This is a genomic window from Pseudonocardia sp. DxW (assembly GCF_058448985.1).
In genome coordinates this window covers 144,979-165,821 of the sequence record NZ_JBZFLK010000014.1, presented here as the reverse complement: position 1 = coordinate 165,821, position 20,843 = coordinate 144,979, and the positions used below count along the sequence as shown (strand labels likewise).

Genomic DNA, 20,843 nt, shown 5'->3' with positions numbered 1-20,843 from the left:
GGTCCGCGCCGCCTACGCTGGGCGGGATGTCCGCTCCCACGCACGTCCCCGACCTGACCGGCCTCGCCCTGCTCGTCGCGATCGCCCGCACCGGCAACCTCGGCACCGCCGCGCACGAGCTCGGGCTGTCCGTGCAGGCCGCGACCGCCCGGGTCCGCGCGGTGGAGCAGCTGGTCGGCACCCCGGTGCTGGAGCGCGGCCGGCGCGGGCGGCGTTCGAGCAGGCTCACCGCGCGCGGGGTGCTGCTCGTCGAGTGGGCGGGCCCGGTGCTCGACGCCGCCCAGGACCTGGACGCCGCCGTCGCCACCCTGCGCCCGCCGGACGACCCGGCGGACACCGTGGTGCTGGCCGCGGGCCCGACGGCCGCCGAGTGCCTGCTGCCCGGCTGGCTGGTGGGGCTGCGCGACGGGCCGGGCGGGCGGATCACCCTGCTCGACACCGCGGACCCGGCGGCCGCGGTCCGGGACGGCGACGCCGCCGTCGGGATCGTCGAGACCGGCGGCCCGCTGGACAAGCTGCACGCGACCACGGTCGCGAGCGACACCCTGGTGCTGGTCGTGCCGCCCGGGCATCCGCTGGCCGGCGGGCCGGGGATCGACGGTGCGGGGCTGGCGGCGACCCCGCTGGTCAGCCGCCGTCCGGACGCCGGTTCCCGGCCGGTGCTGGACGCCGCGCTGCGGGACGCGGCCGGCGACTCCCCGGTCGCCGAGCCGGTCCGCGAGCTGGCCGCCGACGCCGCGGTGCGGGCCGCCGTCCGCCGCGGTGACGGCCCGGCGGTGCTGCCCCGGATGGTGGTCGCCGCGGACCTGGCGGCCGGGCTGCTGGTCGAGGTGCCGGTGCACGGCGTCGAGCTGACCCGGGAGTTCCGCGCGGTCTGGCAGGAGGGCACCTCACCGCAGGGAACCGCGCGGGACCTCCTGCGCATCGCCACCGGCGGCCGGATCCGCTGAGCCGCGGCGCTCGGCCCGGCGCATCGCCGCCCAGCCGATCGCGGCGGCGCCGACACAGGACAGCGCGCCGAGCGCCAGTCCGCCGCGGCCGCCGAGCTGCTCGCTGACCCAGCCCGCGATCGGGCCGCCGATCGGGGTGGACCCGAGGAACGCGACCGACCACAGCGCCATCACCCGGCCCCGCATGGCGGGGTCCGAGGCGAGCTGCAGGGTGCTGTTCCCGCCGGCCATGAACGCGACGCTGGACATCCCGACCAGGCCCATCGCGACCAGCGCGACCCACAGCGTCGGGGCCACCGCGACCAGCGCCATCGACAGCCCGAACAGCAGCGAGGTGCGCACCAGCGCGGGCAGCCCGGTCCGGCCCCGGCCGGCGACGATCAGGCCGCCGACGACCGCGCCGACGCCCATCGCGGCGGTCAGGTAGCCGTAGGTGCCGGCGTCGCCGCCGAACGTCTCCGAGGCGACGACCGGCAGCACCACCGGGAACTCGTAGGCCAGGCAGCCGACCAGCGCCATCATCACCAGCGGGACGCTCAGCTCCGGGGTGCGCCGGACGTAGGCGAACCCCGCGCGCAGCTGGCCGGGTGCCCGCGGCGTGGGCGCGCTCGGGGTGAGCGCGGAGACGTCGAGCCGCAGCAGCGAGGTCACCACGGCGACGAAGCTGGCCGCGTTCACCGCGAAGCACACGCCGGTCCCGCCCGCGACGATCACCACCCCGGCGACCGCCGGGCCGATCGCCCGGGCCGCGTTCACCAGCACCGAGTTGAGGGTGACGGCGTTGCGCAGGTCGTCCGGGCCGACCAGCTCGTGCACGAACACCTGCCGGGCCGGGTTCTCGAACGCCTTGTTCAGGCCCAGGACGGCGGCGAGGACGAAGACGTGCCACAGCACGACGGTCCCGGTGAGGGTCAGCACGGCCAGCGCGAGTGCCTGCAACCCCATCAACGTCTGCAGGCCGATCATCAACCGGCGCCGGTCCAGCCGGTCCACCCAGACGCCCGCGTACGGGCCGACCAGCAGGGTGGGCAGGGTCTGCACCGCGACGACCGCGCCGAGCACGGCCGCCGATCCGGTCAGCTCGTAGACCAGCCAGGACTGGGCGATCGACTGCATCCAGGTGCCGATCATGGAGATCGACTGGCCGCCGAACCACAGCCGGTAGTTGCGCCCGGACAGGGCCGAGAAGGTCCGTGCGGAGTACGACCGGAGCGCCGCCGCGGCGTTCACCGGGCCGCTCGGAGCGAGCCCGCCAGGGCCTCGAGCGCGGGCAGCGCGGCGCGCAGTCCCTCGGCGTGGCCGTCCGGGAGCCCGTCGACGTGTTCGGCGAGCAGCCGGGCGCGTTCCTCGCGCTGGCGGGTGTGCTCGGCGATGCCGGCCTCGGTGGCGGCGACCCGCACCGCCCGCCCGTCGGCCGGGTCGGTGTCGCGGACCAGCAGTCCGGCGGCCGCCAGCTTGCCGGCCAGCCGGGAGAGCATCGTGGGGTTGAGCCCCTCCAGCGCGGCGAGCTCCCCCATCCCCAGCGGGCCGCGGACCACGACCGTGCCGAGCACCGAGACCTGGGTGCGGGTCAGGTCGGAGCCGCGGGAGTGCCGGTCCAGGCCGCGGGTGATCCGGGCGAGGACCACGCGCAGCCGGACGAGCTCGTCGGGATCGAGGCCGCTCATCACGTTCCGTTCGCCGGTTTCATTGCTTACCGGCAAGCATATACCCGGGGACGGGTGCGGGCCGGACCGGCCCGGGCCCGGTTCAGCCCGCGGCGGTCCCGGCGTCGGCCCGGAGCCGGGCGGCGAGGCGCTGCAGGTCGTCGCGCAGCGCGACGATCTCCTCGGTCGACATGCCGGTGGCGCGGACCACCTCGTCCTGCGCGACGGCGGCCCGCTCGCGCAGCGCCGTCCCTTCCCCGGTGAGCGAGACCTGCACGGTCCGCTCGTCGTCGGGACGGCGGGCCCGGGTGATCAGGCCGCGGCTCTCCAGCCGGGTCAGCATCGGGGAGAGCGTGCCGCTGTCGAGGTGCATCCGCTCCCCCAGCTCACGCTGCGGGATGCTCTCCTCGGCCCACAGCACCAGCAGCACCGCGTACTGGCTGTAGGTGAGCCCGATCGCGTCGAGCACCGGCCGGTAACAGCCGGTCATCGCCCGCGAGGCCGAGTGCAGCGCGAAACAGAGCTGCTCGTCGAGCGCCAGCGGCGCGACCGATCCGGGCTGGTCCATCGCTACAGGGTATGCCCCCGCCCCGGCGCCGGGTCCAGCCGCACGCCGCCCGCGCGCCTACCATCGGGCCCCGGACGGCGACCGGCGGACGACGGGCGGGGCGATGGACGAGCGCGACCGGGCACACCTGCGGCGGTGCGTCGAGCTGGCCGAGGAGGCGCTGCGGGCCGGCGACGAGCCGTTCGGATCGGTGCTGGTCGACCGCACCGGGACCGCCGTCGCCGAGGACCGCAACCGGGTGTCCGGCGGGGACCCGACGCAGCATCCGGAGTTCGCGCTGGCCCGGGCCTCGACCGGCCTGCTCACCCCGGCCGAGCGGGTCGCCGCGACCGTGTACACCTCCGGCGAGCACTGCCCGATGTGCGCCGCCGCGCACGCCTGGGCCGGCCTCGGCCGGATCGTCTACGCCAGCTCCACCGCGCAGCTGCGCAGCTGGCTGCAGGAGCTCGGCGCGGCACCCGGCCCGGTCCGGCCGCTGCCGGTGTCGGACGTGGCGCCCGGGGTCCGGGTGGAGGGGCCGGACCCGGATCTCGCGCCGCAGGTCCGGCGGCTGCACGAGCGCTACCGCGACCGGCACACACGATGACGGTCCGGGGCGCTGCCATCCCCGAACGGCTGCGCCCCGGACCGTGAGATCAGCGGAGCCGGAAGGCTCCCCAGCACCCGGCTCCGCCGTGGACCGTGACATCGCAGAACTACCCGGGTGCCACCGGAGGGAATCACGGACCGCCCAGGTTCACCCGGACCGAGCAGCGACGACGCCGCGATGAGACGATCGGGTGACATCCCGTACGCCCGCACCGGAGGCACCGGCCGATGACCTGGATCCGCACCGCCGCCCGACTGCTGCTCGGCGCCTTCCTGGTGGCCGCCGGGATCGCGCACCTGGTCGTGCCCGGCGAGTTCCTGGCCCAGGTCCCGCCGTTCCTGCCAGCCCCCGGCGCGATCGTGCTGGTGTCCGGGCTGGTGGAGATCGCGCTCGGGGCCGCGGTGCTCCTCGCACCGGCCCGGCTGCGGCCCGCCGTCGGGCTCGCTGCGGCCGCGCTGTTCGTCCTGGTGTTCCCCGGAAACGTGTCGCAGTACCTCACCGGCACCGCCGCGTTCGGCCTGGACACCGACGCCGCCCGGGCGACCCGGCTGCTGTTCCAGCCGCTGCTGGTGGTGTGGGCGCTGTGGTCGTGCGGATCGTGGCCGCTGCTGCGCGGTGCCCGGGGCAGCGGGCGGCACCGGGCCCGGAACTGATCGTGCCCCGCCCCGGCGGCTCGGCCTGCCGGGACGGGGCACCGTCTCGGTTCCCGCTCAGGCGGCCGGCCCGATCGGGAAGCGCAGCACGGCGCCGAGCCCGTCGACGAGCGTGACGCCGTCGCCGGGGGCGGCGAGCACCACCCGCGCGTCGGCGCCGGCCACCGCCCGCACCAGCACGCCCACCGCGGGGGCCGACGTGACCGGCCCGCCGTCGAGCAGCTCGTCCGGCTTCTCGGCCACCGCGGTCGGGTCCGCGCCGACCAGCAGCTCGGTGCCCGGGACCGCCGCCGGGTCGACGACGAGGGTCTCCACGGCGTGCGCCCTGGCCGCCGCGACGACGTCGCCCAGCCCGGTCACGGCCAGCCCGCCGGTGCGGCCGGAGGCGGTCGCGTAGCTCGTGACCGCCTCGGCGCGGCGGCGCTCGCGGACCTCGTCGGCGGCCGCCCGCACGGTGTCGTCGACCTGCTCCGGGACGGTCCCGCCGGTGTTCTCGATCTCGGCCATGATCTCGGCCGAGGCCGGCGCCAGCTCGTCGCGCAGCCGGGCCCTGGCCGGTGCGTCACCGGCCACCACGAGCAGCTCGGCGTTGCCGCCGCGGACCGCCTTGTCGACCTGCTCGGCAACGGCCTGCGCGTTGCGCTTCCAGGTCTCCTCGACCCGGGCGTCCGCGCCGCCCTCCCCGGGGCCCGCCGTGTTCGCCTTGTGCACCGGGCCGGAGGACCCGGAGTCCACGATCTGCACGGTGCCGTCGACCGCGCGGATCTCGCCGCCGGTGTTGTCCATCGCGACGACCACCGTCGGGATCTGCTCGCCGACCGCGGCGAGCACCGGCAGCAGCTCGGGCACCGGGCCCCAGGTCGCGGTGCCGCGCTCCGGCGGGACCTCGGTGTGCCGGTCGAGCAGCACGGCGTCCGGGTCGGCGACGAGCACCCGGCCCGCGGTGCCGTCCGGGGCGGGCGCATCCACCACCGCGTCGTCGAGCACGGCGAGGGTCCGCTCGTCGGCGCCGTCGTCGGCGAGCCGCTCGCGCAGGTCGCGCCAGCGCAGCCGGTACTGCTCGGTCGCGTCGGCGGTGTCGTGCGTGGCGTCCAGCACGACGGTCGCGAAGGGACCGTCGCTGTCGTTCAGGTGTCGGATCCAGTCGGTTCGCATCGGTCCCCGCCTTCCCGGTACGCGGTGGTGCAAACCCGGCGGCCGCGCGCGGCCCGTGCGCCGGACGGCGAATCCGGGCAGACTCGGCGATCACCGCTGCGCCGCAGCCGGTGTCGCACGGAGCCGACCGGGAGTCCCATGTCCAGCCAGAACCGCCACGCGGCCCCCGACACCGCGTCGTCCGCACCCGTGCTGGCGCTGCGGGTGCTCGCGGTGGCCTCGGTCGCCGTGATCGCCTGGCAGTTCGTGAGCGCGGCCGGGCTGTTCACCGGCGGCGACCTCGGGCCGCACGCGGCCGGCTCGATCGTGCTGCACGTCGTCACCGGCCTGGCCGCCGGCGCCGCGATCTGGCTGCGCTCCCGCAACGGCGGCCCCTGGTGGCCGTCGGTGCTGGCGGTCGCGGTGTTCGCCTTCACCTTCGTCCAGGGCTACTTCGGCGACCATCCCGGCCTGGTCGTGCACGTCCCGGGGGCGATGGCGCTCACCGCGGGCTCGGTGTGGCTGGCCGCCTGGTCGTTCCTGCGGCTGCGCTGATCCTGCCGCCGGTCAGCCGCCGGCCGCGAACTCCCGCAGCATCCGGTTGCGCGACTCCAGCTCCTCCGGCGTCGCCGGCACCATGATCCGGCGGCCCTCCTCCATGAAGACCTGGGCCCGGTCCACCAGCGGGCGCTGCCGGGCCTCGAAGCGGGCGTATGCGGCGGGCAGGTCGCCGGGGCTCGCGACGACCTCCTCGGCGAGGTACTCGGCAGCGGTCATCGCCAGCGACGTGCCCATCCCGGACAGCAGCGCGGCGCAGTGCGCGGCGTCGCCGACCACCGCGACCCGTCCGGTCGTCCAGGAGCCCATGAAGGTCTGGCTGACCGAGTCGAGGTAGAAGCCGGGCGACGCGGGATCGAGGAACGCGGCGCGCACCCGCGGGATCTCCCACACGTCGAGCGCGGCCAGGAACCCGCCGACGATCCGGCGCTGGGCGTCGAGGTCGCGGTAGTCGTAGCGGATCTGCTCGCTGCAGACCATGAGGTAGGCCAGCACGCGGTCCTCGACCGGCCGCACCGAGACCATCAGGCCGGGGACGCTGAACATCGCGTGGTCCCAGTCCGCGGCCGGATCGAGATCGACCAGCGCCACGTAGGCGCCGCGGTGCCGGACGTAGCGGTCCTCCCCGCCGAAGGCCAGCCGGCGCGTGTTCGAGTGCAGCCCGTCCGCACCGACGACCAGGTCGAACTCGCGGTACGTGCCGTCCGACAGCCCGGCCCGGACGCCGTCGGGCCGGTCGTCGAGGGACTCGACACACGTTCCGAACAGGAGCTCGACGCGTTCGCCCAGCGACGCGCGCAGGAGCGCGTTGAGATGGTCGCGGGTGATCTCGAAGTCCTCGGTGCTCTCGTTCGCGAACCAGGTCAGGTCGATCGTGGCCTGCTGGGCGCCGGTGCCGTCGAGCACCGGCGCCACCGACGCGCTCGCCGGTATCGCCAGTGCCCGGGCCCGGTCCAGGATCCCCATCCGGGCCGCCGTGCCGAGCGCGTCGCCGCGGATGTCGATCGGGGCGCCGCCCTGGCGCAGCCCGTCGTGCAGCTCGACGACGGTGACCTCGGCGCCGGCCCGGTCGAACCAGTACGCCGACGACAGTCCGGCCACGCCTGCCCCGGACACCAGTACCTTCATCGGTCGCTCCTCGTGACGTTCGGGACGGTGGGCGGGGCCGCAGCCGGGCCGGTCACCGGGTGGGCGTGCACGAACTCGCCGACCAGCGCCGCGACGGTCGTGGCGAACTCGAAGGACAGGCCGTGCCGGGCCCCCGGCACGACGACCAGCTCGGCGTCGGCGATCCCGGCGGCGAGCACCTCGCCGTTGCCGACCGGGACGAGCGGATCGTCCGCCCCGTAGATCAGCACCGTCGGCGCGGTGATGCGGTGCAGGTCGTCGACGACCCGGTGCCCGGCCAGCGCCGCCAGCCGGGGCGAGCCGGGCGGGCTGTGCCGGCCGGAGACGATCCGGCGCACCGGGCCCGCCAGCGCCGGGTCGCGCCGGCCCGCGTCGCTGAGCACCGCCTCGATCATCAGCTCGGTCCGCTCGTCGTCGGTTGCGGACAGCAGCCGGGTCATGAACTCCGACGGGCTGCTCACGCCGTCCGGTGCGGCGCCGACCAGCAGGCTGCGGACCCGGTCCGGGTGCCGGATGGCGACGTGCAGGCTCAGCGCCCCGCCGAAGGAGATCCCCATGACGTGCGCCCGGTCGATCTCCAGCGCGTCCATCAGGGCGACGCAGTCGTCGGCGAGGTCGCCCATCGAGTACGGGGCGGAGGCGGTGAAGCTGTCCCCGATGTCGCGCTGGTCGTAGGAGACCGCGCGGATGCCGCCGGGCAGGTGCCGGGCGAAGCCGGTGTACTGGCCGCGGTGCGACTCGGCGCCGTGATGCATGATCAGCGGCTCGCCGGTGCCGGTCTCCTGGTAGGCGAGCACGCCGGCCGGCGTGCGGACCCGCAGCGGGGTGCCGGGTGGGGTGCCGGGCTCGGGCTCGGTGGTCATGGTCTCTCCCCGTCTCATCGGCCGGCCGCGTAGCCCTGTGCGCCGCGCGGGTTCGCCGCCGCGCCGACCCGTCCGGTCAGCGGGTCCCGGACCACGGCGGACAGCCTGCCCAGCGACCAGGGCCCGGACACGGTGACGTCGTGTCCCCGGCGGCGCAGTCCCTCGATCACCCCGGCACCGATCCGCTCCTCGATCACCAGGCCGGCCGGCGTCCAGTGCCGCGGCCAGAACGACCCGGCGATCGCGGTGGTGTGGAACATCGGCGAGTCGATCGCCTCCTGCGGTGTGTAGCCGCCGACGAGTGTGCGGAGCAGGTAGAGCAGCTGCCACTGGTCCTGCTGGTCGCCGCCGGGCGAGCCGAGCGCGGACACCGCGACGCCGTCGCGCAGCAGCACGGTCGGGGTGAGCGTGGTACGGGGCCGCTTCCCGGGCGCCAGCGCCGACGGGCTGCGGCCGTCCAGCCAGGACATCTGCAACCGGGTGCCCAGGCAGAACCCGAGCTCGGGGATCGTCGGGTTGGACTGCAGCCAGCCGCCGGACGGGGTCACCGAGACCAGGTTCCCCCACCGGTCGACGACGTCGATGTGCACGGTGTCGCCGCGGGTCTCCCCGCCGAGCCGGACGGTCGGTTCGCCGCTGCCCGCCACGGCGGCGGCGCCGTCGTCCGACCGCAGCGGGGGGATGTAGGGGGTGCGCCCGGGCAGGGTCCCCGGCCGGAACCCGCGGGACGCCCGGTCGGTGATCTCCCGGGCCCGGCCCGCCGCGTAATCGGGGGTGAGCAGCTCCCGCAGGCCGCCGGGGTCGTCGGCGGAGTCGCCGTAGTAGGCGTCCCGGTCGGCCATCGCGAGTTTGAGCGCCTCGACGATCGTGTGCACGCCGCGCTCGGTGGACGGGTCCAGGTCGGCGGGATCGACGTGCCGCAGGATCGCCAGCGCCTGCAGCAGCACCGGGCCCTGCGACCAGAAGGATGCCTTCACCACCTCGTGCCCGTGGAACTCCAGTGTGAGCGGGCGTTCGGCGTGCGCCTCGAACCCGGCGAGATCGTCGGCCGCCAGCACGCCGGGTCGGTCCCGGCCGTCGGCGTGCCGGTGCGCCCGCGCGGCGAACCCGACGATTGCCGCGGCCACGAAGCCCGACCGCCACTGCGACCGGACGGCGTCGATCCGGGCGGTGCGCCCGCCCGTTCCGGCACCGTCGAGCAGCCGGCGCAGGGTGCGGGCGTAGACCGGGTTGCCCAGCACCGTGCCCGGCTCCGGCGCCCGGCCGTCGACCAGCCAGGTCCGGGCGGACGTCGGCCAGTTTTCGGTGAAGTGCGCAGCCATCGTCGCGATCGTGTCGGCCGCGGACCGCAGCAACGGCTGCCCGGTCTCCGCGTAGTGGATCGCGTAGGCCAGCACGTCGGCCACGTCCCAGCTGCCGTACTCGCGCAGCATCCACAGCCACGCCTCCACGGCACCGGGCACGGCGGCCGCGAGGGCGCCCGCCCCCGGCACGGAGTCCAGGCCGGACGCGCGGTACCGCTCGATCGTCGCGGCGCGGGGCGCCGGGCCCTGTCCCATCACGATCCGGGGCTCGGCACCGGCCGGTGCGACGATGCCGACCAGGTCGCCGCCGGGCCCGTTGAGGTGCGGCTCCACGACATGCATCACGAACCCGGCGGCGACGGCCGCGTCGAACGAGTTCCCGCCGCGCTCCAGGACGCCCTGGGCGACGGCCGTCGACACCCAGTGGGTGGTGGCCGACATCCCGAACGACCCCTCCAGCTGCGGCCTGCTCAGGTGGGTCGGTGGTGCGGTGAACCGATCGACGGCGACGGTCATCGCAGGTCGCGCGGGTTCGGTGCTGGGTGGCCCATGGTCTCCCCGTCCGGCATCTCGACACCCGGATTGGATGCTATTTAAGAGCTTGGCATCCCATCGGGTCGTCGGCAAGGGCGGGCCGACGTCTTCAGATTGCATCCTCTTTCGGCTACCTTGCACCCATGAGCACCTACCCGCCCACGCCCGGTGACACCCTGCTGTTCGAGAACGACCGGGTCCGCGTGTGGTCGATGACCCTCGAGGCCGGAGGGATGTTCGACTTCCACCAGCACCACCACGACCATCTCGTCCTCTGGCCGGATCCCGGCACGGCGGAGGCCCAGGAGATCACCGACGGCGACAGCTGGCCGGTGCGCCAGGTCGCCGGGTCGGGCTTCTGCATGTTCAAGACCGTCGGCTCGGGCGGCCCGATGACGCCGCACCGCATCCGCAACCTCGGCGACACCGCGGTCACCCACTACATCGTCGAGCTGGTCGGCGGGCCCTCCCCCAGCCCGGTCACGCTCGACGCGCAGACCAACGACCGCGGGCACACCACGCACCCGGGCATGTCGACACCGGCCGCGCGGGACGACGCAGGGGCCTGACCGGCCGGATCAGGCCCCGCCGCCGCCGGAGCGTTCCAGCCAGCCCGCGACGGCGTCGATCGACGTGTGGATGTGCGCGGTCATCAGCTCGCGAGCGGCCGCGCCGTCGCCGGAGAGGACGGCCGCGGCGATCCGCTCGTGCTCCTCGAGGTTGCGGTTGAGCAGCCGGGAGTTGCCGGCGTAGGCGCCGAACGAGATGTTGTGCGGGAGCCGGCGCCGCAGCTCGCCGATCGACAGGGTCAGGTAGCGGTTCCCGGCCGCCTCGATGATCACCGAGTGGAACTGCTCGTTGCTCCGGGCCCACACCGCCGCGACGTCGCCCTCGACCTTCCCGTCCCGGACCTGGCGGAAGTGGTCCCAGGCGCCCGCCAGCCGTTCCGAGCGCCGGTCGTCGATCCGGCCGCTCGCCAGCTCGGCGGCCAGCCCCTCCAGCTCGCCGCGGACCTCGCCGATCAGCCGGATGTCGCTGGGCGACTGGCCGTTCACCCGGGCCCCGCGGTTCGGGACGATGGTGACGACGTCGCGCTCGGCGAGGATGCGCAGTGCCTCGCGCACCGGGGTCCGGCTGATCGCGAACTCGTCGGCCAGCGCGCTGTGCCGCAGCCAGGCGCCGATCGGGATCTCACCGGCGATGATGCGGCTCTGCAGCACCTCGGCGACCCGGTCGCCGAGGGAGAGACCGGAGCCGTCGTCGGTGAGCAGAGTGGAGGTCACGGGCGTCCCCTCGGTCGTCGAGCAGTGCAAGATGGATCGTACTGCATCCAATCGAGTCCGACGTCGTTCCCGATCCGGTGGCCGCCGGGCGGGATCACGCTGTCGCCCATAGGCTCGGTCGATCCGGCGGGCACCCGCCGTGCCCGGACCACGTCCGGGTCGACCGACCGGCCGGCAGGAGGCGTGGCGATGGCCGTGGAGACGGGCCCCGCGAGGCAGCGCGAGCGCGCCGGACAGGTGCCACCGGGCACCGGCTGGCCCGAGGAGATCCGCCGCCGGGTGCACGCGCACGTGGAGGACGTCGTCCGGCGGCGCTGTGCCGAGCACGTGCACACCGTGCCGGGCGCCGAGTTCGTGTCCGGCGTGCTCGCCGACTTCGTCGGCCGCGGCAAGTACCTGCGGTCGATGTTCGGCTACCTCGGCTGGCGGACCACCGCACCGGACTCGCCGGAGGCGCTGCGCGCCGTCGCCGGGCTGGAGCTGCTGCACGCCTTCGCGCTCCTGCAGGACGACGTGATGGACGGCTCGGTGCAGCGCCGCGGCCGGCCGACCGTGCACGTCCAGCTCGCCGCCTGGCACCGCGCGCAGGGCATGTCCGGCAGCGCCGAGCGGTTCGGCGAGTCCGGGGCGGTGCTGCTCGGCGACCTGTGCCTGGTGTGGGCCGAGCAGGCGATGCGGGAGAGCGGGCTGCCCGCGACGGTGCTCGACCGCGGCTGGCCGCGCTACGACGCGATGCGCTCCGAGCTCGCCGTCGGCCAGTTCGCCGACCTGGTCAACGACGCCCGCCGGGTGCCGGACCTGGACGAGGTGATGGACGTGCTGCGCCGCAAGTCCGGCAACTACACCGTCCGGCGCCCGCTGGAGCTGGGCGCGGCGATGGCCGGGGCGGACGACGAGCTGCTGGCACTGCTCGGCGACTACGGCACGATGATCGGCGAGGCGTTCCAGATGCGCGACGACGTGCTCGGCGTGTTCGGCACCGACGCCACCGGCAAGCCGACCGGCGACGATCTGACCGAGCGCAAGGCGACCAGCCTGGTCGTGCTGGCCCGGGAGCTGGCCGGCCCGTCGGTCCGGTCCCGGTTGGACGCGCTGCTGCTCGGGTCCGACCGGGACGCCCCGGTCGACGTCGACGCGGCCCGCGCCCTGATCGAGTCCACCGGCGCCCGCCGCCGGATCGACGAGCTGATCGGCACCCGGGTGCAGGGCGCGCTGCGGCTGGTCGACGGAGCGGTCGGCGACGGACGGCTCACCGACGACGTCGCCGGGGTGCTCCGTGCGATGGCCGTGCGCTGCGCCGACCGGATCGCCTGAGCGGTGCGGCCCCCGATCGGCGGCGTCCGGCCCGGACCCGATCACCGCTCCCCCGGCGCGCCGTCCCCGACGTCCGGTTCTACGCTCCCGCGCATGGCCGACAGCACCGAGGACAGCACCCCGGACCCCGGCGGCGGACCCGCCCGCACCGGAACCGTCGGCCGGGCCGGACTGCCCCGCCACGAGGTCCCCACGCACTTCGACGACGGCGCGGGCGACTACGACCGGCTGGTCGGGATGAACCCCGGGTACCACGACCACCTGCGCGCCTCGGCCGCCCGGATGCGGCTGCCCCGCGACGGCGCCGGGCTGCGCCTGCTCGACGCCGGCTGCGGCACCGGCGCCTCCACCGCGGCGCTGCTGGCGGTCGCGCCGCGGGCCGAGATCGTCGCGGTGGACGCCTCGGCCGGGATGCTCGCCAGGGCCCGGTCGAAGCCGTGGCCGGCCTCGGTGCGATTCGTGCACTCCACCGCCGAGGCGCTCGCCGACGCCGGGGTGACCGGGCCGTTCGACGGGATCCTCGCCGCCTACCTGCTGCGCAACCTCGACGACCCGGACGCCCAGCTGCGCCGGTTCCACGACCTGCTCCGCCCCGGCGGCGTGCTCGCCCTGCACGAGTACTCGGTCGCCGACTCGGCGCGGGCCCGGGCGGTCTGGCACGCGGTCTGCTGGGGCGTGATCGTCCCGCTGGGCCGGCTCACCACCGGCGAGACGGCCCTCTACCGGCACCTGTGGCGCAGCGTGAACACCTTCGACGGCATCGGGCGGCTGCGCGACCGGCTGCGCACCGCCGGGTTCGACGCCGTGCACTCCGAGACCATGACCGGCTGGCAGAGCGGCGTGGTGCACACCGTGCTGGGGACCCGCCGGTGAGCGTCGCCCCGGCCGACCCGCGCCGGGTCGTGCATCCGCCGGCCGACGGGCTCGGCGACGCCGGCCTGCTCGGCAGGCGGCCGCGGGTCGCGGTGGTCGGCGGCGGGATCGCCGGGCTGGCCGCGGCGACCGGGCTGGCCGAGCGCGGCGTCGTCGTCGAGGTACTGGAACGCGAGCCCTACCTGGGCGGCCGGGTCGGCGCCTGGCCGGACCGGCTGCCCGACGGCACCGCGGTGTCGATGGGCCGCGGGTTCCACGCGTTCTTCCGGCAGTACTACAACCTGCGCTCGCTGCTGCGCCGCGCCGATCCGGGCCTGCGCAGGCTGGTCGCGCTCGACGACTACCCGCTGATCGACGCCGAGGGCCGCCGCGACACCTTCCGTGGCCTGCCCCGCACCCCGCCGTGGAACGCTGTGCTGTTCGCGCTGCGCAGCCCCACCTTCCGGCCGCGCGACCTGGCCGGGCTCGATCCGCGGGCCGCCGCCCCGCTGGCCGCGGTCTCGGTACCGGCGATCTACGACGCGCTCGACGACGTCGACGCGCAGACCTTCCTCGAGTCGATCAACTTCCCGCCGGCCGCCCGGCACCTGGCGTTCGAGGTGTTCTCCCGCAGCTTCTTCGCCCCGCCGTCGACCATGTCGGCCGCCGAGCTGGCGACGATGTTCCACATCTACTTCCTCGGCTCGTCCGAGGGGCTGATGTTCGACGTGCCCGACGACGGGTTCGACACCGCCCTGTGGGAGCCGCTGCGGCACTACCTGACCGCCCGCGGCGTCGGCTTCCGGACCGGCACCCGGGTGTCGTCGGTCCAGCGCGATGTCGCGAGTGGACGGTTCCACGTGAATCATTCGTCCGGCGGTACCGAGGTCGACGCGGTCGTCCTCGCCGCGGACGTGCCCGGGCTGCGGGACATCGTCGCCGCGTCCGATCTCGGCCCCGGCGACGGCCCGCCCGCCGTGCCCGCCGGGCCGGACGCGCTGCCCGCCTGGCGGGAGGACGTCGCCGCGCTGGGCAGCGCGCCGCCGTTCCTGGTGTACCGGCTGTGGCTGGACCGCCCGGTGCGCGAGGACCGGCCGCCGTTCCTGGGCACCGGCGGACTGGACCCGCTGGACAACATCTCGGTCCTGGACCGCTACGAGCGCGACGCGGCGACCTGGGCGGCCCGCACCGGCGGCTCGGTCGTCGAGCTGCACGCCTACTCCGCGGCCGTCCCCGCCGGGACCGACGAGGAGGCCTGGACCGCCGAGCTGCGCAGCCGCTGCCTGGCCCGGCTGCACGCGATCTACCCGGAGACCGCGGGCGCCCGCGCCGTCGGCGAGCTGGTGCAGTGGCGCCGGGACTGCCCGATGTTCGGGATCGGTGACTTCGCCCGCCGGCCGGGCGTCGTCACCCCGGTCGACGGCCTGGTGCTGGCCGGCGACGGCATCCGGATCGACCTGCCGGTCGCGCTGATGGAACGGGCCGCGAGCACCGGCTGGCTGGCCGCGAACCGGCTGCTCGCCGGCTGGGGGCTGGCCGGCCATCCGCTGGAGACCGTTCCCACCCGTGGCCGGTTCGGCCCGCTGCGCCGGGCCGCCGAGTACGCGATGCGTTCCCGCTGACCCGTGAGAAGGAAACCGTCATGAGCCTGCTGTCCCGGATCTCGAGCCGCTGGCCGGCGAGCTGGCCGCTGCAGCCGCTGCCGCCATCGGACTGGGCCCGCCAGCGCCCCACCTACGCCGGGGCGGATCCCAAGCTGATCTCCGCCGCGCTGGAACGGGCCCAGGCCCGGCCGTCCGGGAACTGGTTCGTGCTCGCCTCCTCCCGGCAGGTCCGGGCGGACCGGCCGTTCGGCACCCGGGTCGGCGGGACCGAGCTGGTCGCCTGGCGGGACACCACCGGGACGGTGCGGGTCGGCCCGGGCGCCTGCCCGCACCTGGGTGCCCCGATGGCGCTCGCCGCCGTCGACTGCGGGGAGCTGGTGTGCCGCTGGCACGGGCTGCGCCTGGGCACCCGCTCCGGGCCGGGCTGGGTCCCCTTCCCGGCGCACGACGACGGCGTGCTGGTCTGGGTCCGGCTCGACGAGCTCGGCGGCGAGGACCCGACCGACGCGCCCGTCGTCCCGGCCCGCCCGGCCGGCCGCACCCTGGACGCGGTGACCACGCTAACCGGCGTCTGCGAGCCGGAGGACATCGTCGCCAACCGGCTCGACCCCTGGCACGGGGCCTGGTTCCACCCGTACTCCTTCCAGCGGCTCGACGTCGTGTCCGCGCCGCAGGTCACCGACGTCGGCGAGATCGAGGAGGACGACGACCGGTTCCTGGTGACGGTCACCTTCAAGGTCGGGCCGCGGGTCGGGGTGCCGGTGCAGGCCGAGTTCGTCTGCCCGGAGCCGCGCACCGTGGTCATGCGGATCGTGGACGGCGAGGGCGTCGGCAGCGTCGTCGAGACGCACGCGACGCCGCGCGGCCCGGGCCGCGACGGCCGGCCGCGGACGTCGGTGGTCGAGGCGGTCGTCGCCGGATCGGACCGGCCCGGGTTCGCGATCGCGTCCCGGCTCGCCCCGGCCATCCGGCCGGCGATGGCGGCCGCCGCGACGAAGCTGTGGCGCGACGACCTGGACTACGCCGAGCGGCGATACGAGATGCGCACCCGGACCGGCTGAGCGCCGGTCACGCCCGCCGGCGCAGCTCCCGCGGCGGCACGCCGAACCAGCGCCGCGCCGAGCGGGTCAGCGCCGACTGCTCCGCCAGCCCCACCATGCCCGCGACCTGGGTGAACGGCAGGTCCGTGCGGGTGATCAGGCGCTCGGCCAGGTCGCGGCGCGCCTGGTCGACGATCTGCTCGAACGTGGTGCCCTCGCCCGCCAGGTGCCGTTGCAGGGTGCGCGGGTGCACCCGCAGCAGCCGGGCGACCGAGCCGACCCGGACCGGTCCGCTGCCCAGCGACCGGTCGACGGCGGTCCGGACCCGGTCGCCGACCGTCCGGCCGGGGCGGTCGAAGTGGGTCTCCAGGTAGTCGATCGCGATCGCCCGCACGATCTCGTCGCCGCCCCCGGCCAGCGGCCGCCGGACCAGGTCGGCCGGGACCCGCAGCACCGCCGCCGGCCGGTCGAACCGGACGTCGGCGTCGAAGAAGTCGCGGTAGCGGTCCAGCGCGGCCAGCGGCGGATGCGGCAGGTGCACCGACCGCAGGCCGTAGGCGCCGCCGGCGAGCAGCCGCACGATCCGGTGCAGCACCCCGATCCCCAGGTCGGCGACCTGCGGCGGCATCGGTTCGGTGCTGCCGTACTCCAGCCCGGTCACCCCCGGCGCGGCCTCCGGGTCCGGCACCGTGCCGACCGTCAGCACCGGGCTGTGCACGTACAGGTAGCGCGAGGCGCAGTCCAGCGCGTCGCCGAAGGTCGCCGAGCTCTGCACGGCGACCGCCAGCGGCCCGAGGATCTCCGGGCCCTGCCGCTCGGCCAGCCGCAGCCCCAGGTCCGGGCAGGACAGCTCGCCGGCGGCGGTCTCCAGCACCCGGCCCAGCGAGCGGGTCGGGACCAGCGCGTCCGGATCGGCCCCGTCCACGGCGGCGACCGGGATCCGGAACCGGGCGAACAGCGCCGGCCCGTCGCCCCCCAGCTCACCGACGAGCTCGGGCAGGCCGCGCAGCGCTCTCGCCCGGGTGAGGGATCCCGTCTCCATGGCGCCCGAGGTTAAGTTGTTGTCGCACGAGGTCAAGTTACCCGCGGTAGGTTTCAGGCAGTATCGACGTCGAACAGCACGGCCAGTCAGCGCAGACGACCACGACAGGGAGGCCGCCCGTGACTTCCGGGACACAGCCCAGCAACCCCGCCGGGACCGAGCACCGGGACGTGATCATCGTCGGTGCCGGCCTGTCCGGCATCGGCGCCGCGTGCCGCCTGCAGCAGGAGCTGCCCGGCAAGGACTACGCGATCCTGGAGGGCCGGGCCGACCTCGGCGGCACCTGGGACCTCTTCCGCTATCCGGGCATCCGCTCGGACTCGGACATGTTCACCCTCGCCTACCCGTTCCGGCCGTGGCGCGAGCCCAAGTCGATCGCCGACGGCGCCGACATCCGCCGCTACATCGGCGAGACCGCCGACCAGTACGGCGTCCGCGACCACATCCGGTTCGGCACCAAGGTCGTCGGCGCCACCTGGGACTCGGCCACCGCCCGCTGGACCGTCGACACCGAGACCGCCGACGGACCCCGCCGCTACACCTGCGCGTTCCTGTTCATGTGCTCCGGCTACTACGACTACGACCGCGGCTACCAGCCCGAGTTCCCCGGCCGGGAGGACTTCACCGGCACCTGGGTGCACCCGCAGTTCTGGCCCGAGGACCTCGACTGCACCGGCAAGCGGGTCGTCGTCATCGGGTCCGGGGCGACCGCCGTCACGCTGATCCCGTCGCTCGCCGAGCAGGCCGAGCACGTCACGATGCTGCAGCGCTCGCCGTCGTACCTGACCGTGCTGCCCAGCCGCGACCCGGTCGCCGACCGGCTCCGCCGGATCCTGCCCGCGAAGCTCGCGCACACGATCCTGCGCTACCAGTACGTCGCGCTCACCCAGAGCTTCTACCAGCTCGCCCGGCGCCGCCCGGAGCGGGTGAAGAAGGTGCTGCGCGGGCTCGCCCTGCGGTTCCTCAAGGACGAGTCCTACGTGGACCAGCACTTCACGCCGTCCTACGAGCCGTGGGACCAGCGGCTGTGCGTGGTCCCCGAGGGCGACTTCTTCCGGTCGATCCGCGCCGGTGACGCCTCGGTCGTCACCGACCACATCGACCGGATCACCGAGCGCGGCATCCGGCTGCGCTCCGGCGACGAGCTCCCGGCCGACGTGATCGTCTCCGCCACCGGGCTGTCGCTCAAGCCGCTGGGCGGCATGACGATCCGGGTCGACGGCGAGCAGGTCGACATCGGCAAGACGGTCACCTACCGCGGCCTGATGCTCTCCGGCGTGCCGAACCTGGCGTTCTGCATCGGCTACGTCAACGCGTCCTGGACGCTGCGCGCCGACCTGGTCGCCCGCTACGTGCCGCGGCTGCTCGCGCACATGGACCGGCGGGGCATCGCGGTCGCGACGCCGGCGCCGACCGTGTCGCCGGACCGGCCGCTGCTCGATCTCGCCTCCGGCTACGTCAAGCGTTCCGAGCACCTGTTCCCGCGGCAGGGCCGCAAGGACCCGTGGCGGCTGCGGCAGAACTTCTTCCTCGACGCCATCGGCCTCGGCCGGGCCGACCTGGAGAAGGACATGCTGCTCACCCCGGCGTCCGCGGTCGGGCAGCGCTCGGCCGCCGTCACCGCGCCGTCCGAGGCCGGGATCGCAGCCGACACCCCGACCGAGAAGGAGCTCGCGTCATGAGCCGCACACCGTTCCGCTTCGCCGAGGGCACCGCCGTCGTCACCGGGGCGGCCGGCGGCATGGGCACGCACATCGCCCGGCTGCTCGCCGAGCGCGGCAGCGATCTCGTGCTGGTCGACCGGGACGGCCCCGGGCTCGACGCGGTCGCCGGCACCGTCCGGGCCGCGCACCCCGGGCTGTCGGTGACCACCGAGACCGTCGACCTGGCCGACCGGGACGCGGTGGACGCGCTCGCCGGCCGGATCCGCGCCGGGCACCCGGAGATCCGGCTGCTGGTCAACAACGCCGGCGTCGCACTGGGCGGCGACTTCGCCCGGCTCACCCTCGACGAGTTCGACTGGGTGCTGGACGTCAACTTCCGGGCCCCGGTGCGGCTCACGCACGCCCTGTTGCCCGCGCTGACCGCGCGCCCCGGCGGCCACGTCGTCAACGTCTCCAGCCTGTTCGGGCTGATCGCGCCGCCCGGCCAGTCGGCGTACTGCGCGTCGAAGTTCGCGCTGCGCGGCTTCTCCGAGGTGCTGCGCGGCGAGCTCGCCGCGTCCGGCACCACGGTGACCACCGTGCACCCGGGCGGCATCGCGACCGGGATCGCCGAGTCCGCCCGGGTCGGCGTCAACATCCCGGCCGACGAGGCCGCGAAGGGCAAGCGGGACTTCCAGAAGCTGCTGACGTTCCCGGCCGACCGGGCCGCCGAGCAGATCGTCGAGGCGATCGAGAAGCGCCGCCCGCGGCTGCTCATCGGGATCAGCGCGAAGGTCCCCGACGCGCTCGCCCGGCTCGCCCCGGTGAACGGCCTGAAGCTGCTCTCCCGGCTGCTCGGCTCGGCCGGGCGGGCGCAGCGCACGGCGGCCGCCCGATGACCCGCTTCGTCGACGCCGGTGGCGCCCGGATCCGGGTCCGCGAGTCCGGCGCCCCGGCGGGCGAGCCGGTGCTGCTGCTGCACGGCATCGGCCGCAGCCTGGAGGACTGGGACGACCAGCACGCCCTGCTGTCCGGCCACCGGGTGATCGCCGCGGACCTCGCCGGCTTCGGGTACTCCGGCCGCGCGGACGGCCCGGCCACCCTGGCCCGGCTCGCCGACACCGCGCTGGCCACCCTGGACGCGCTCGGCGAGACCCGGCCGGCGCACGTGATGGGCAACTCGCTCGGCGGCGCCGTCGCGCTGCTGCTCTCCACCCGGGCGCCGGACCGGGTCGCCACCCTGGTGCTGGCCGACCCGGCCGGGTTCGGCACCGAGGTGACGCCCGCGCTGCGGGTGCTCGGCGTGCCGCTGCTGGGCCGGTTCCTGCTCGGCCGGATGGACGAGCGCGCGATCCGGCGCACCGAGCGGTCGCTGTTCGTCGATCCGGCGCTGGTCACCGACGAGCGCGTCGCGCGGGCCATGGAGATCGCCGCCCGGCCCGAGTTCGCGCAGACCTTCCTGGAGATGATCACCGAGCTCGGCACCGTGCGCGGGGTGCGGGCCGGCTGGCGGTCCGCACTGCTCGCCGCCGCGGCGAAGGCCCCGAAGCCGACCCTGGTCGTCTGGGGCGAGCGGGACCTGATCCTGCCGGTCTCCCAGCTGCGGACCGCCGCCCGCGCGCTGCCGCAGGTCACCACGCACGTGTTCGGCCGGGTCGGGCACATGCCGCAGATCGAGGTGCCGGAGCGGTTCGCCGCGCTCGCCCTGGAGCACATCGGTCAGGCCGGGCGCCGCACCAGCATCTCCAGCGACGCCCGCGCCGGCAGCGCGTAGCCCAGTACGGCGGCGGCCGGGCCCTCGATCGTCAGCCAGGTCCGGGTGCCGCCGCCGGACGGGCGCACGCCGTGGTCCAGCGACAGCCGGACCGGGCCGAGCGCCACGTCCCACGCCCAGGTGCCGAGCCGCTCGTCCAGCTCGGTCACCGTGAACCGCACCTGCGGCACCCCGAACGGGCCGCGCACCGCGCCGGTGGAGCCGGTGCGGATCCGGTCGTCGCGGCAGTCGACCCCGGTGATCAGCGGCGCCCACTCCGGCCAGCGGGCGGGGACCGCGTAGCGCTCCCACACCTCGTCGGCGGGCTGCGGGCCGCGGGCGTGCAGGGTCAGGCGCATCCACCGATCCTGCGCCCCCGCGGGCC

At 75.4% G+C, this 20,843-nt stretch carries 22 protein-coding genes; 12 read left to right on the top strand and 10 right to left on the bottom strand.

Features of this window, described 5'->3' with window-relative positions:
* Positions 1 to 26: 26 nt before the first annotated feature.
* On the top strand, positions 27 to 950 hold the full coding sequence (locus ACVJO7_RS22135; RefSeq protein WP_491674459.1) for a LysR family transcriptional regulator: 924 nt from the start codon (positions 27 to 29) through the stop codon (positions 948 to 950).
* Here ACVJO7_RS22135 and ACVJO7_RS22130 read toward each other — a convergent pair.
* The 3 genes from ACVJO7_RS22130 to ACVJO7_RS22120 form a co-directional block, all read right to left on the bottom strand.
* Positions 891 to 2,180, bottom strand: a complete 1,290-nt coding sequence (locus ACVJO7_RS22130) for an MFS transporter (protein ID WP_344017646.1) — start codon at positions 2,178 to 2,180, stop codon at positions 891 to 893. The genes ACVJO7_RS22135 and ACVJO7_RS22130 overlap by 60 nt on opposite strands.
* Positions 2,177 to 2,617: a MarR family winged helix-turn-helix transcriptional regulator gene (locus ACVJO7_RS22125; protein WP_344017647.1), complete on the bottom strand. Its 441-nt coding sequence runs from the start codon at positions 2,615 to 2,617 to the stop codon at positions 2,177 to 2,179. Before ACVJO7_RS22125 ends, ACVJO7_RS22130 begins: the two co-directional genes overlap by 4 nt.
* An 82-nt stretch (positions 2,618 to 2,699) precedes the next feature.
* Positions 2,700 to 3,164, bottom strand: a complete 465-nt coding sequence (locus ACVJO7_RS22120) for a MarR family winged helix-turn-helix transcriptional regulator (RefSeq protein ID WP_344017648.1) — start codon at positions 3,162 to 3,164, stop codon at positions 2,700 to 2,702.
* Between the two features lie 103 nt (positions 3,165 to 3,267).
* On the opposite strand from ACVJO7_RS22120, the gene ACVJO7_RS22115 reads away from it, so the two are divergent.
* Positions 3,268 to 3,750, top strand: a complete 483-nt coding sequence (locus ACVJO7_RS22115) for a nucleoside deaminase (protein WP_491674458.1) — start codon at positions 3,268 to 3,270, stop codon at positions 3,748 to 3,750.
* A gap of 230 nt (positions 3,751 to 3,980) precedes the next feature.
* The gene (locus ACVJO7_RS22110) at positions 3,981 to 4,406 is read left to right on the top strand and encodes a DoxX family protein (protein ID WP_491674457.1); all 426 of its coding nucleotides are present in this window, start codon (positions 3,981 to 3,983) and stop codon (positions 4,404 to 4,406) included.
* Between the two features lie 57 nt (positions 4,407 to 4,463).
* Here the strand turns inward: ACVJO7_RS22110 and ACVJO7_RS22105 are convergent, their stop codons facing one another.
* Positions 4,464 to 5,561, bottom strand: coding sequence for a baeRF2 domain-containing protein (locus ACVJO7_RS22105; protein WP_491674456.1), 1,098 nt, complete (start codon positions 5,559 to 5,561; stop codon positions 4,464 to 4,466).
* 138 nt (positions 5,562 to 5,699) lie between these two features.
* Here ACVJO7_RS22105 and ACVJO7_RS22100 point away from each other — a divergent pair, with 138 nt between their 5' ends.
* A complete protein-coding gene (locus tag ACVJO7_RS22100) occupies positions 5,700 to 6,095 on the top strand; it encodes a hypothetical protein (protein WP_491674455.1) in 396 nt (131 codons plus the stop codon).
* A 12-nt stretch (positions 6,096 to 6,107) separates the two neighbouring features.
* Here the strand turns inward: ACVJO7_RS22100 and ACVJO7_RS22095 are convergent, their stop codons facing one another.
* From ACVJO7_RS22095 to ACVJO7_RS22085, 3 genes are read right to left on the bottom strand one after another with little or no spacing between them, the layout of a single operon-like run.
* Positions 6,108 to 7,226, bottom strand: coding sequence for an FAD-dependent monooxygenase (locus tag ACVJO7_RS22095; protein ID WP_491674454.1), 1,119 nt, complete (start codon positions 7,224 to 7,226; stop codon positions 6,108 to 6,110).
* Positions 7,223 to 8,089, bottom strand: coding sequence for an alpha/beta fold hydrolase (locus ACVJO7_RS22090; protein WP_491674453.1), 867 nt, complete (start codon positions 8,087 to 8,089; stop codon positions 7,223 to 7,225). Before ACVJO7_RS22090 ends, ACVJO7_RS22095 begins: the two co-directional genes overlap by 4 nt.
* Before the next feature lie 14 nt (positions 8,090 to 8,103).
* Positions 8,104 to 9,909 (bottom strand): gamma-glutamyltransferase family protein, encoded by a 1,806-nt coding sequence (locus tag ACVJO7_RS22085; RefSeq protein ID WP_491674452.1) that lies wholly within the window; start codon positions 9,907 to 9,909, stop codon positions 8,104 to 8,106.
* 161 nt (positions 9,910 to 10,070) lie between these two features.
* Here ACVJO7_RS22085 and ACVJO7_RS22080 point away from each other — a divergent pair, with 161 nt between their 5' ends.
* A complete protein-coding gene (locus ACVJO7_RS22080) occupies positions 10,071 to 10,496 on the top strand; it encodes a hypothetical protein (protein ID WP_491674451.1) in 426 nt (141 codons plus the stop codon).
* 9 nt (positions 10,497 to 10,505) lie between these two features.
* Here the strand turns inward: ACVJO7_RS22080 and ACVJO7_RS22075 are convergent, their stop codons facing one another.
* On the bottom strand, positions 10,506 to 11,210 hold the full coding sequence (locus ACVJO7_RS22075; RefSeq protein WP_491674450.1) for a GntR family transcriptional regulator: 705 nt from the start codon (positions 11,208 to 11,210) through the stop codon (positions 10,506 to 10,508).
* A 189-nt stretch (positions 11,211 to 11,399) separates the two neighbouring features.
* Here ACVJO7_RS22075 and ACVJO7_RS22070 point away from each other — a divergent pair, with 189 nt between their 5' ends.
* From ACVJO7_RS22070 to ACVJO7_RS22055, 4 genes are all read left to right on the top strand, one after another.
* Positions 11,400 to 12,524 carry a polyprenyl synthetase family protein gene (locus ACVJO7_RS22070; RefSeq protein WP_491674449.1) on the top strand — a complete coding sequence of 375 codons (1,125 nt, stop codon included), beginning with the start codon at positions 11,400 to 11,402 and terminating at the stop codon, positions 12,522 to 12,524.
* Positions 12,525 to 12,617: 93 nt separating this feature from the next.
* Complete coding sequence (locus tag ACVJO7_RS22065; RefSeq protein WP_491674448.1) at positions 12,618 to 13,397, top strand: class I SAM-dependent methyltransferase; 780 nt, start codon at positions 12,618 to 12,620, stop codon at positions 13,395 to 13,397.
* Positions 13,394 to 14,998 (top strand): FAD-dependent oxidoreductase, encoded by a 1,605-nt coding sequence (locus ACVJO7_RS22060; RefSeq protein ID WP_491674447.1) that lies wholly within the window; start codon positions 13,394 to 13,396, stop codon positions 14,996 to 14,998. The genes ACVJO7_RS22065 and ACVJO7_RS22060 overlap by 4 nt, the downstream gene beginning before the upstream one ends.
* 20 nt (positions 14,999 to 15,018) lie before the next feature.
* Entirely contained in the window at positions 15,019 to 16,041 is a 1,023-nt protein-coding gene (locus ACVJO7_RS22055) for a Rieske (2Fe-2S) protein (RefSeq protein ID WP_344017661.1), read from the top strand.
* 7 nt (positions 16,042 to 16,048) lie between these two features.
* Here ACVJO7_RS22055 and ACVJO7_RS22050 read toward each other — a convergent pair whose 3' ends face one another.
* On the bottom strand, positions 16,049 to 17,062 hold the full coding sequence (locus ACVJO7_RS22050) for an AraC family transcriptional regulator (protein WP_491674446.1): 1,014 nt from the start codon (positions 17,060 to 17,062) through the stop codon (positions 16,049 to 16,051).
* Between the two features lie 119 nt (positions 17,063 to 17,181).
* On the opposite strand from ACVJO7_RS22050, the gene ACVJO7_RS22045 reads away from it, so the two are divergent.
* Genes ACVJO7_RS22045 through ACVJO7_RS22035 form a run of 3 tightly spaced genes read left to right on the top strand, consistent with a single transcriptional unit; the run spans position 17,182 to position 20,479 of the window.
* Positions 17,182 to 18,744, top strand: coding sequence for a flavin-containing monooxygenase (locus tag ACVJO7_RS22045; RefSeq protein WP_491674445.1), 1,563 nt, complete (start codon positions 17,182 to 17,184; stop codon positions 18,742 to 18,744).
* Positions 18,741 to 19,604 (top strand): SDR family NAD(P)-dependent oxidoreductase, encoded by an 864-nt coding sequence (locus ACVJO7_RS22040; protein ID WP_491674444.1) that lies wholly within the window; start codon positions 18,741 to 18,743, stop codon positions 19,602 to 19,604. The genes ACVJO7_RS22045 and ACVJO7_RS22040 overlap by 4 nt, the downstream gene beginning before the upstream one ends.
* The gene (locus ACVJO7_RS22035) at positions 19,601 to 20,479 is read left to right on the top strand and encodes an alpha/beta fold hydrolase (RefSeq protein WP_491674443.1); all 879 of its coding nucleotides are present in this window, start codon (positions 19,601 to 19,603) and stop codon (positions 20,477 to 20,479) included. The genes ACVJO7_RS22040 and ACVJO7_RS22035 overlap by 4 nt, the downstream gene beginning before the upstream one ends.
* Here the strand turns inward: ACVJO7_RS22035 and ACVJO7_RS22030 are convergent.
* Entirely contained in the window at positions 20,425 to 20,817 is a 393-nt protein-coding gene (locus tag ACVJO7_RS22030) for an SRPBCC family protein (RefSeq protein ID WP_344017666.1), read from the bottom strand. The genes ACVJO7_RS22035 and ACVJO7_RS22030 overlap by 55 nt on opposite strands.
* Between the last annotated feature and the right edge of the window lie 26 nt (positions 20,818 to 20,843).

What these genes read in the sequence shown, in the direction of transcription:
- ACVJO7_RS22135 (WP_491674459.1), top strand. Translation starts at nt 27, where the DNA reads ATGTCCGCTCCCACGCACGTCCCCGACCTGACCGGCCTCGCCCTGCTC.
- ACVJO7_RS22125 (WP_344017647.1), bottom strand. Translation starts at nt 2,617, where the DNA reads ATGAGCGGCCTCGATCCCGACGAGCTCGTCCGGCTGCGCGTGGTCCTC.
- ACVJO7_RS22120 (WP_344017648.1), bottom strand. Translation starts at nt 3,164, where the DNA reads ATGGACCAGCCCGGATCGGTCGCGCCGCTGGCGCTCGACGAGCAGCTC.
- ACVJO7_RS22115 (WP_491674458.1), top strand. Translation starts at nt 3,268, where the DNA reads ATGGACGAGCGCGACCGGGCACACCTGCGGCGGTGCGTCGAGCTGGCC.
- ACVJO7_RS22110 (WP_491674457.1), top strand. Translation starts at nt 3,981, where the DNA reads ATGACCTGGATCCGCACCGCCGCCCGACTGCTGCTCGGCGCCTTCCTG.
- ACVJO7_RS22105 (WP_491674456.1), bottom strand. Translation starts at nt 5,561, where the DNA reads ATGCGAACCGACTGGATCCGACACCTGAACGACAGCGACGGTCCCTTC.
- ACVJO7_RS22100 (WP_491674455.1), top strand. Translation starts at nt 5,700, where the DNA reads ATGTCCAGCCAGAACCGCCACGCGGCCCCCGACACCGCGTCGTCCGCA.
- ACVJO7_RS22095 (WP_491674454.1), bottom strand. Translation starts at nt 7,226, where the DNA reads ATGAAGGTACTGGTGTCCGGGGCAGGCGTGGCCGGACTGTCGTCGGCG.
- ACVJO7_RS22090 (WP_491674453.1), bottom strand. Translation starts at nt 8,089, where the DNA reads ATGACCACCGAGCCCGAGCCCGGCACCCCACCCGGCACCCCGCTGCGG.
- ACVJO7_RS22085 (WP_491674452.1), bottom strand. Translation starts at nt 9,909, where the DNA reads ATGACCGTCGCCGTCGATCGGTTCACCGCACCACCGACCCACCTGAGC.
- ACVJO7_RS22080 (WP_491674451.1), top strand. Translation starts at nt 10,071, where the DNA reads ATGAGCACCTACCCGCCCACGCCCGGTGACACCCTGCTGTTCGAGAAC.
- ACVJO7_RS22070 (WP_491674449.1), top strand. Translation starts at nt 11,400, where the DNA reads ATGGCCGTGGAGACGGGCCCCGCGAGGCAGCGCGAGCGCGCCGGACAG.
- ACVJO7_RS22065 (WP_491674448.1), top strand. Translation starts at nt 12,618, where the DNA reads ATGGCCGACAGCACCGAGGACAGCACCCCGGACCCCGGCGGCGGACCC.
- ACVJO7_RS22055 (WP_344017661.1), top strand. Translation starts at nt 15,019, where the DNA reads ATGAGCCTGCTGTCCCGGATCTCGAGCCGCTGGCCGGCGAGCTGGCCG.
- ACVJO7_RS22050 (WP_491674446.1), bottom strand. Translation starts at nt 17,062, where the DNA reads ATGGAGACGGGATCCCTCACCCGGGCGAGAGCGCTGCGCGGCCTGCCC.
- ACVJO7_RS22040 (WP_491674444.1), top strand. Translation starts at nt 18,741, where the DNA reads ATGAGCCGCACACCGTTCCGCTTCGCCGAGGGCACCGCCGTCGTCACC.
- ACVJO7_RS22035 (WP_491674443.1), top strand. Translation starts at nt 19,601, where the DNA reads ATGACCCGCTTCGTCGACGCCGGTGGCGCCCGGATCCGGGTCCGCGAG.
- ACVJO7_RS22030 (WP_344017666.1), bottom strand. Translation starts at nt 20,817, where the DNA reads ATGCGCCTGACCCTGCACGCCCGCGGCCCGCAGCCCGCCGACGAGGTG.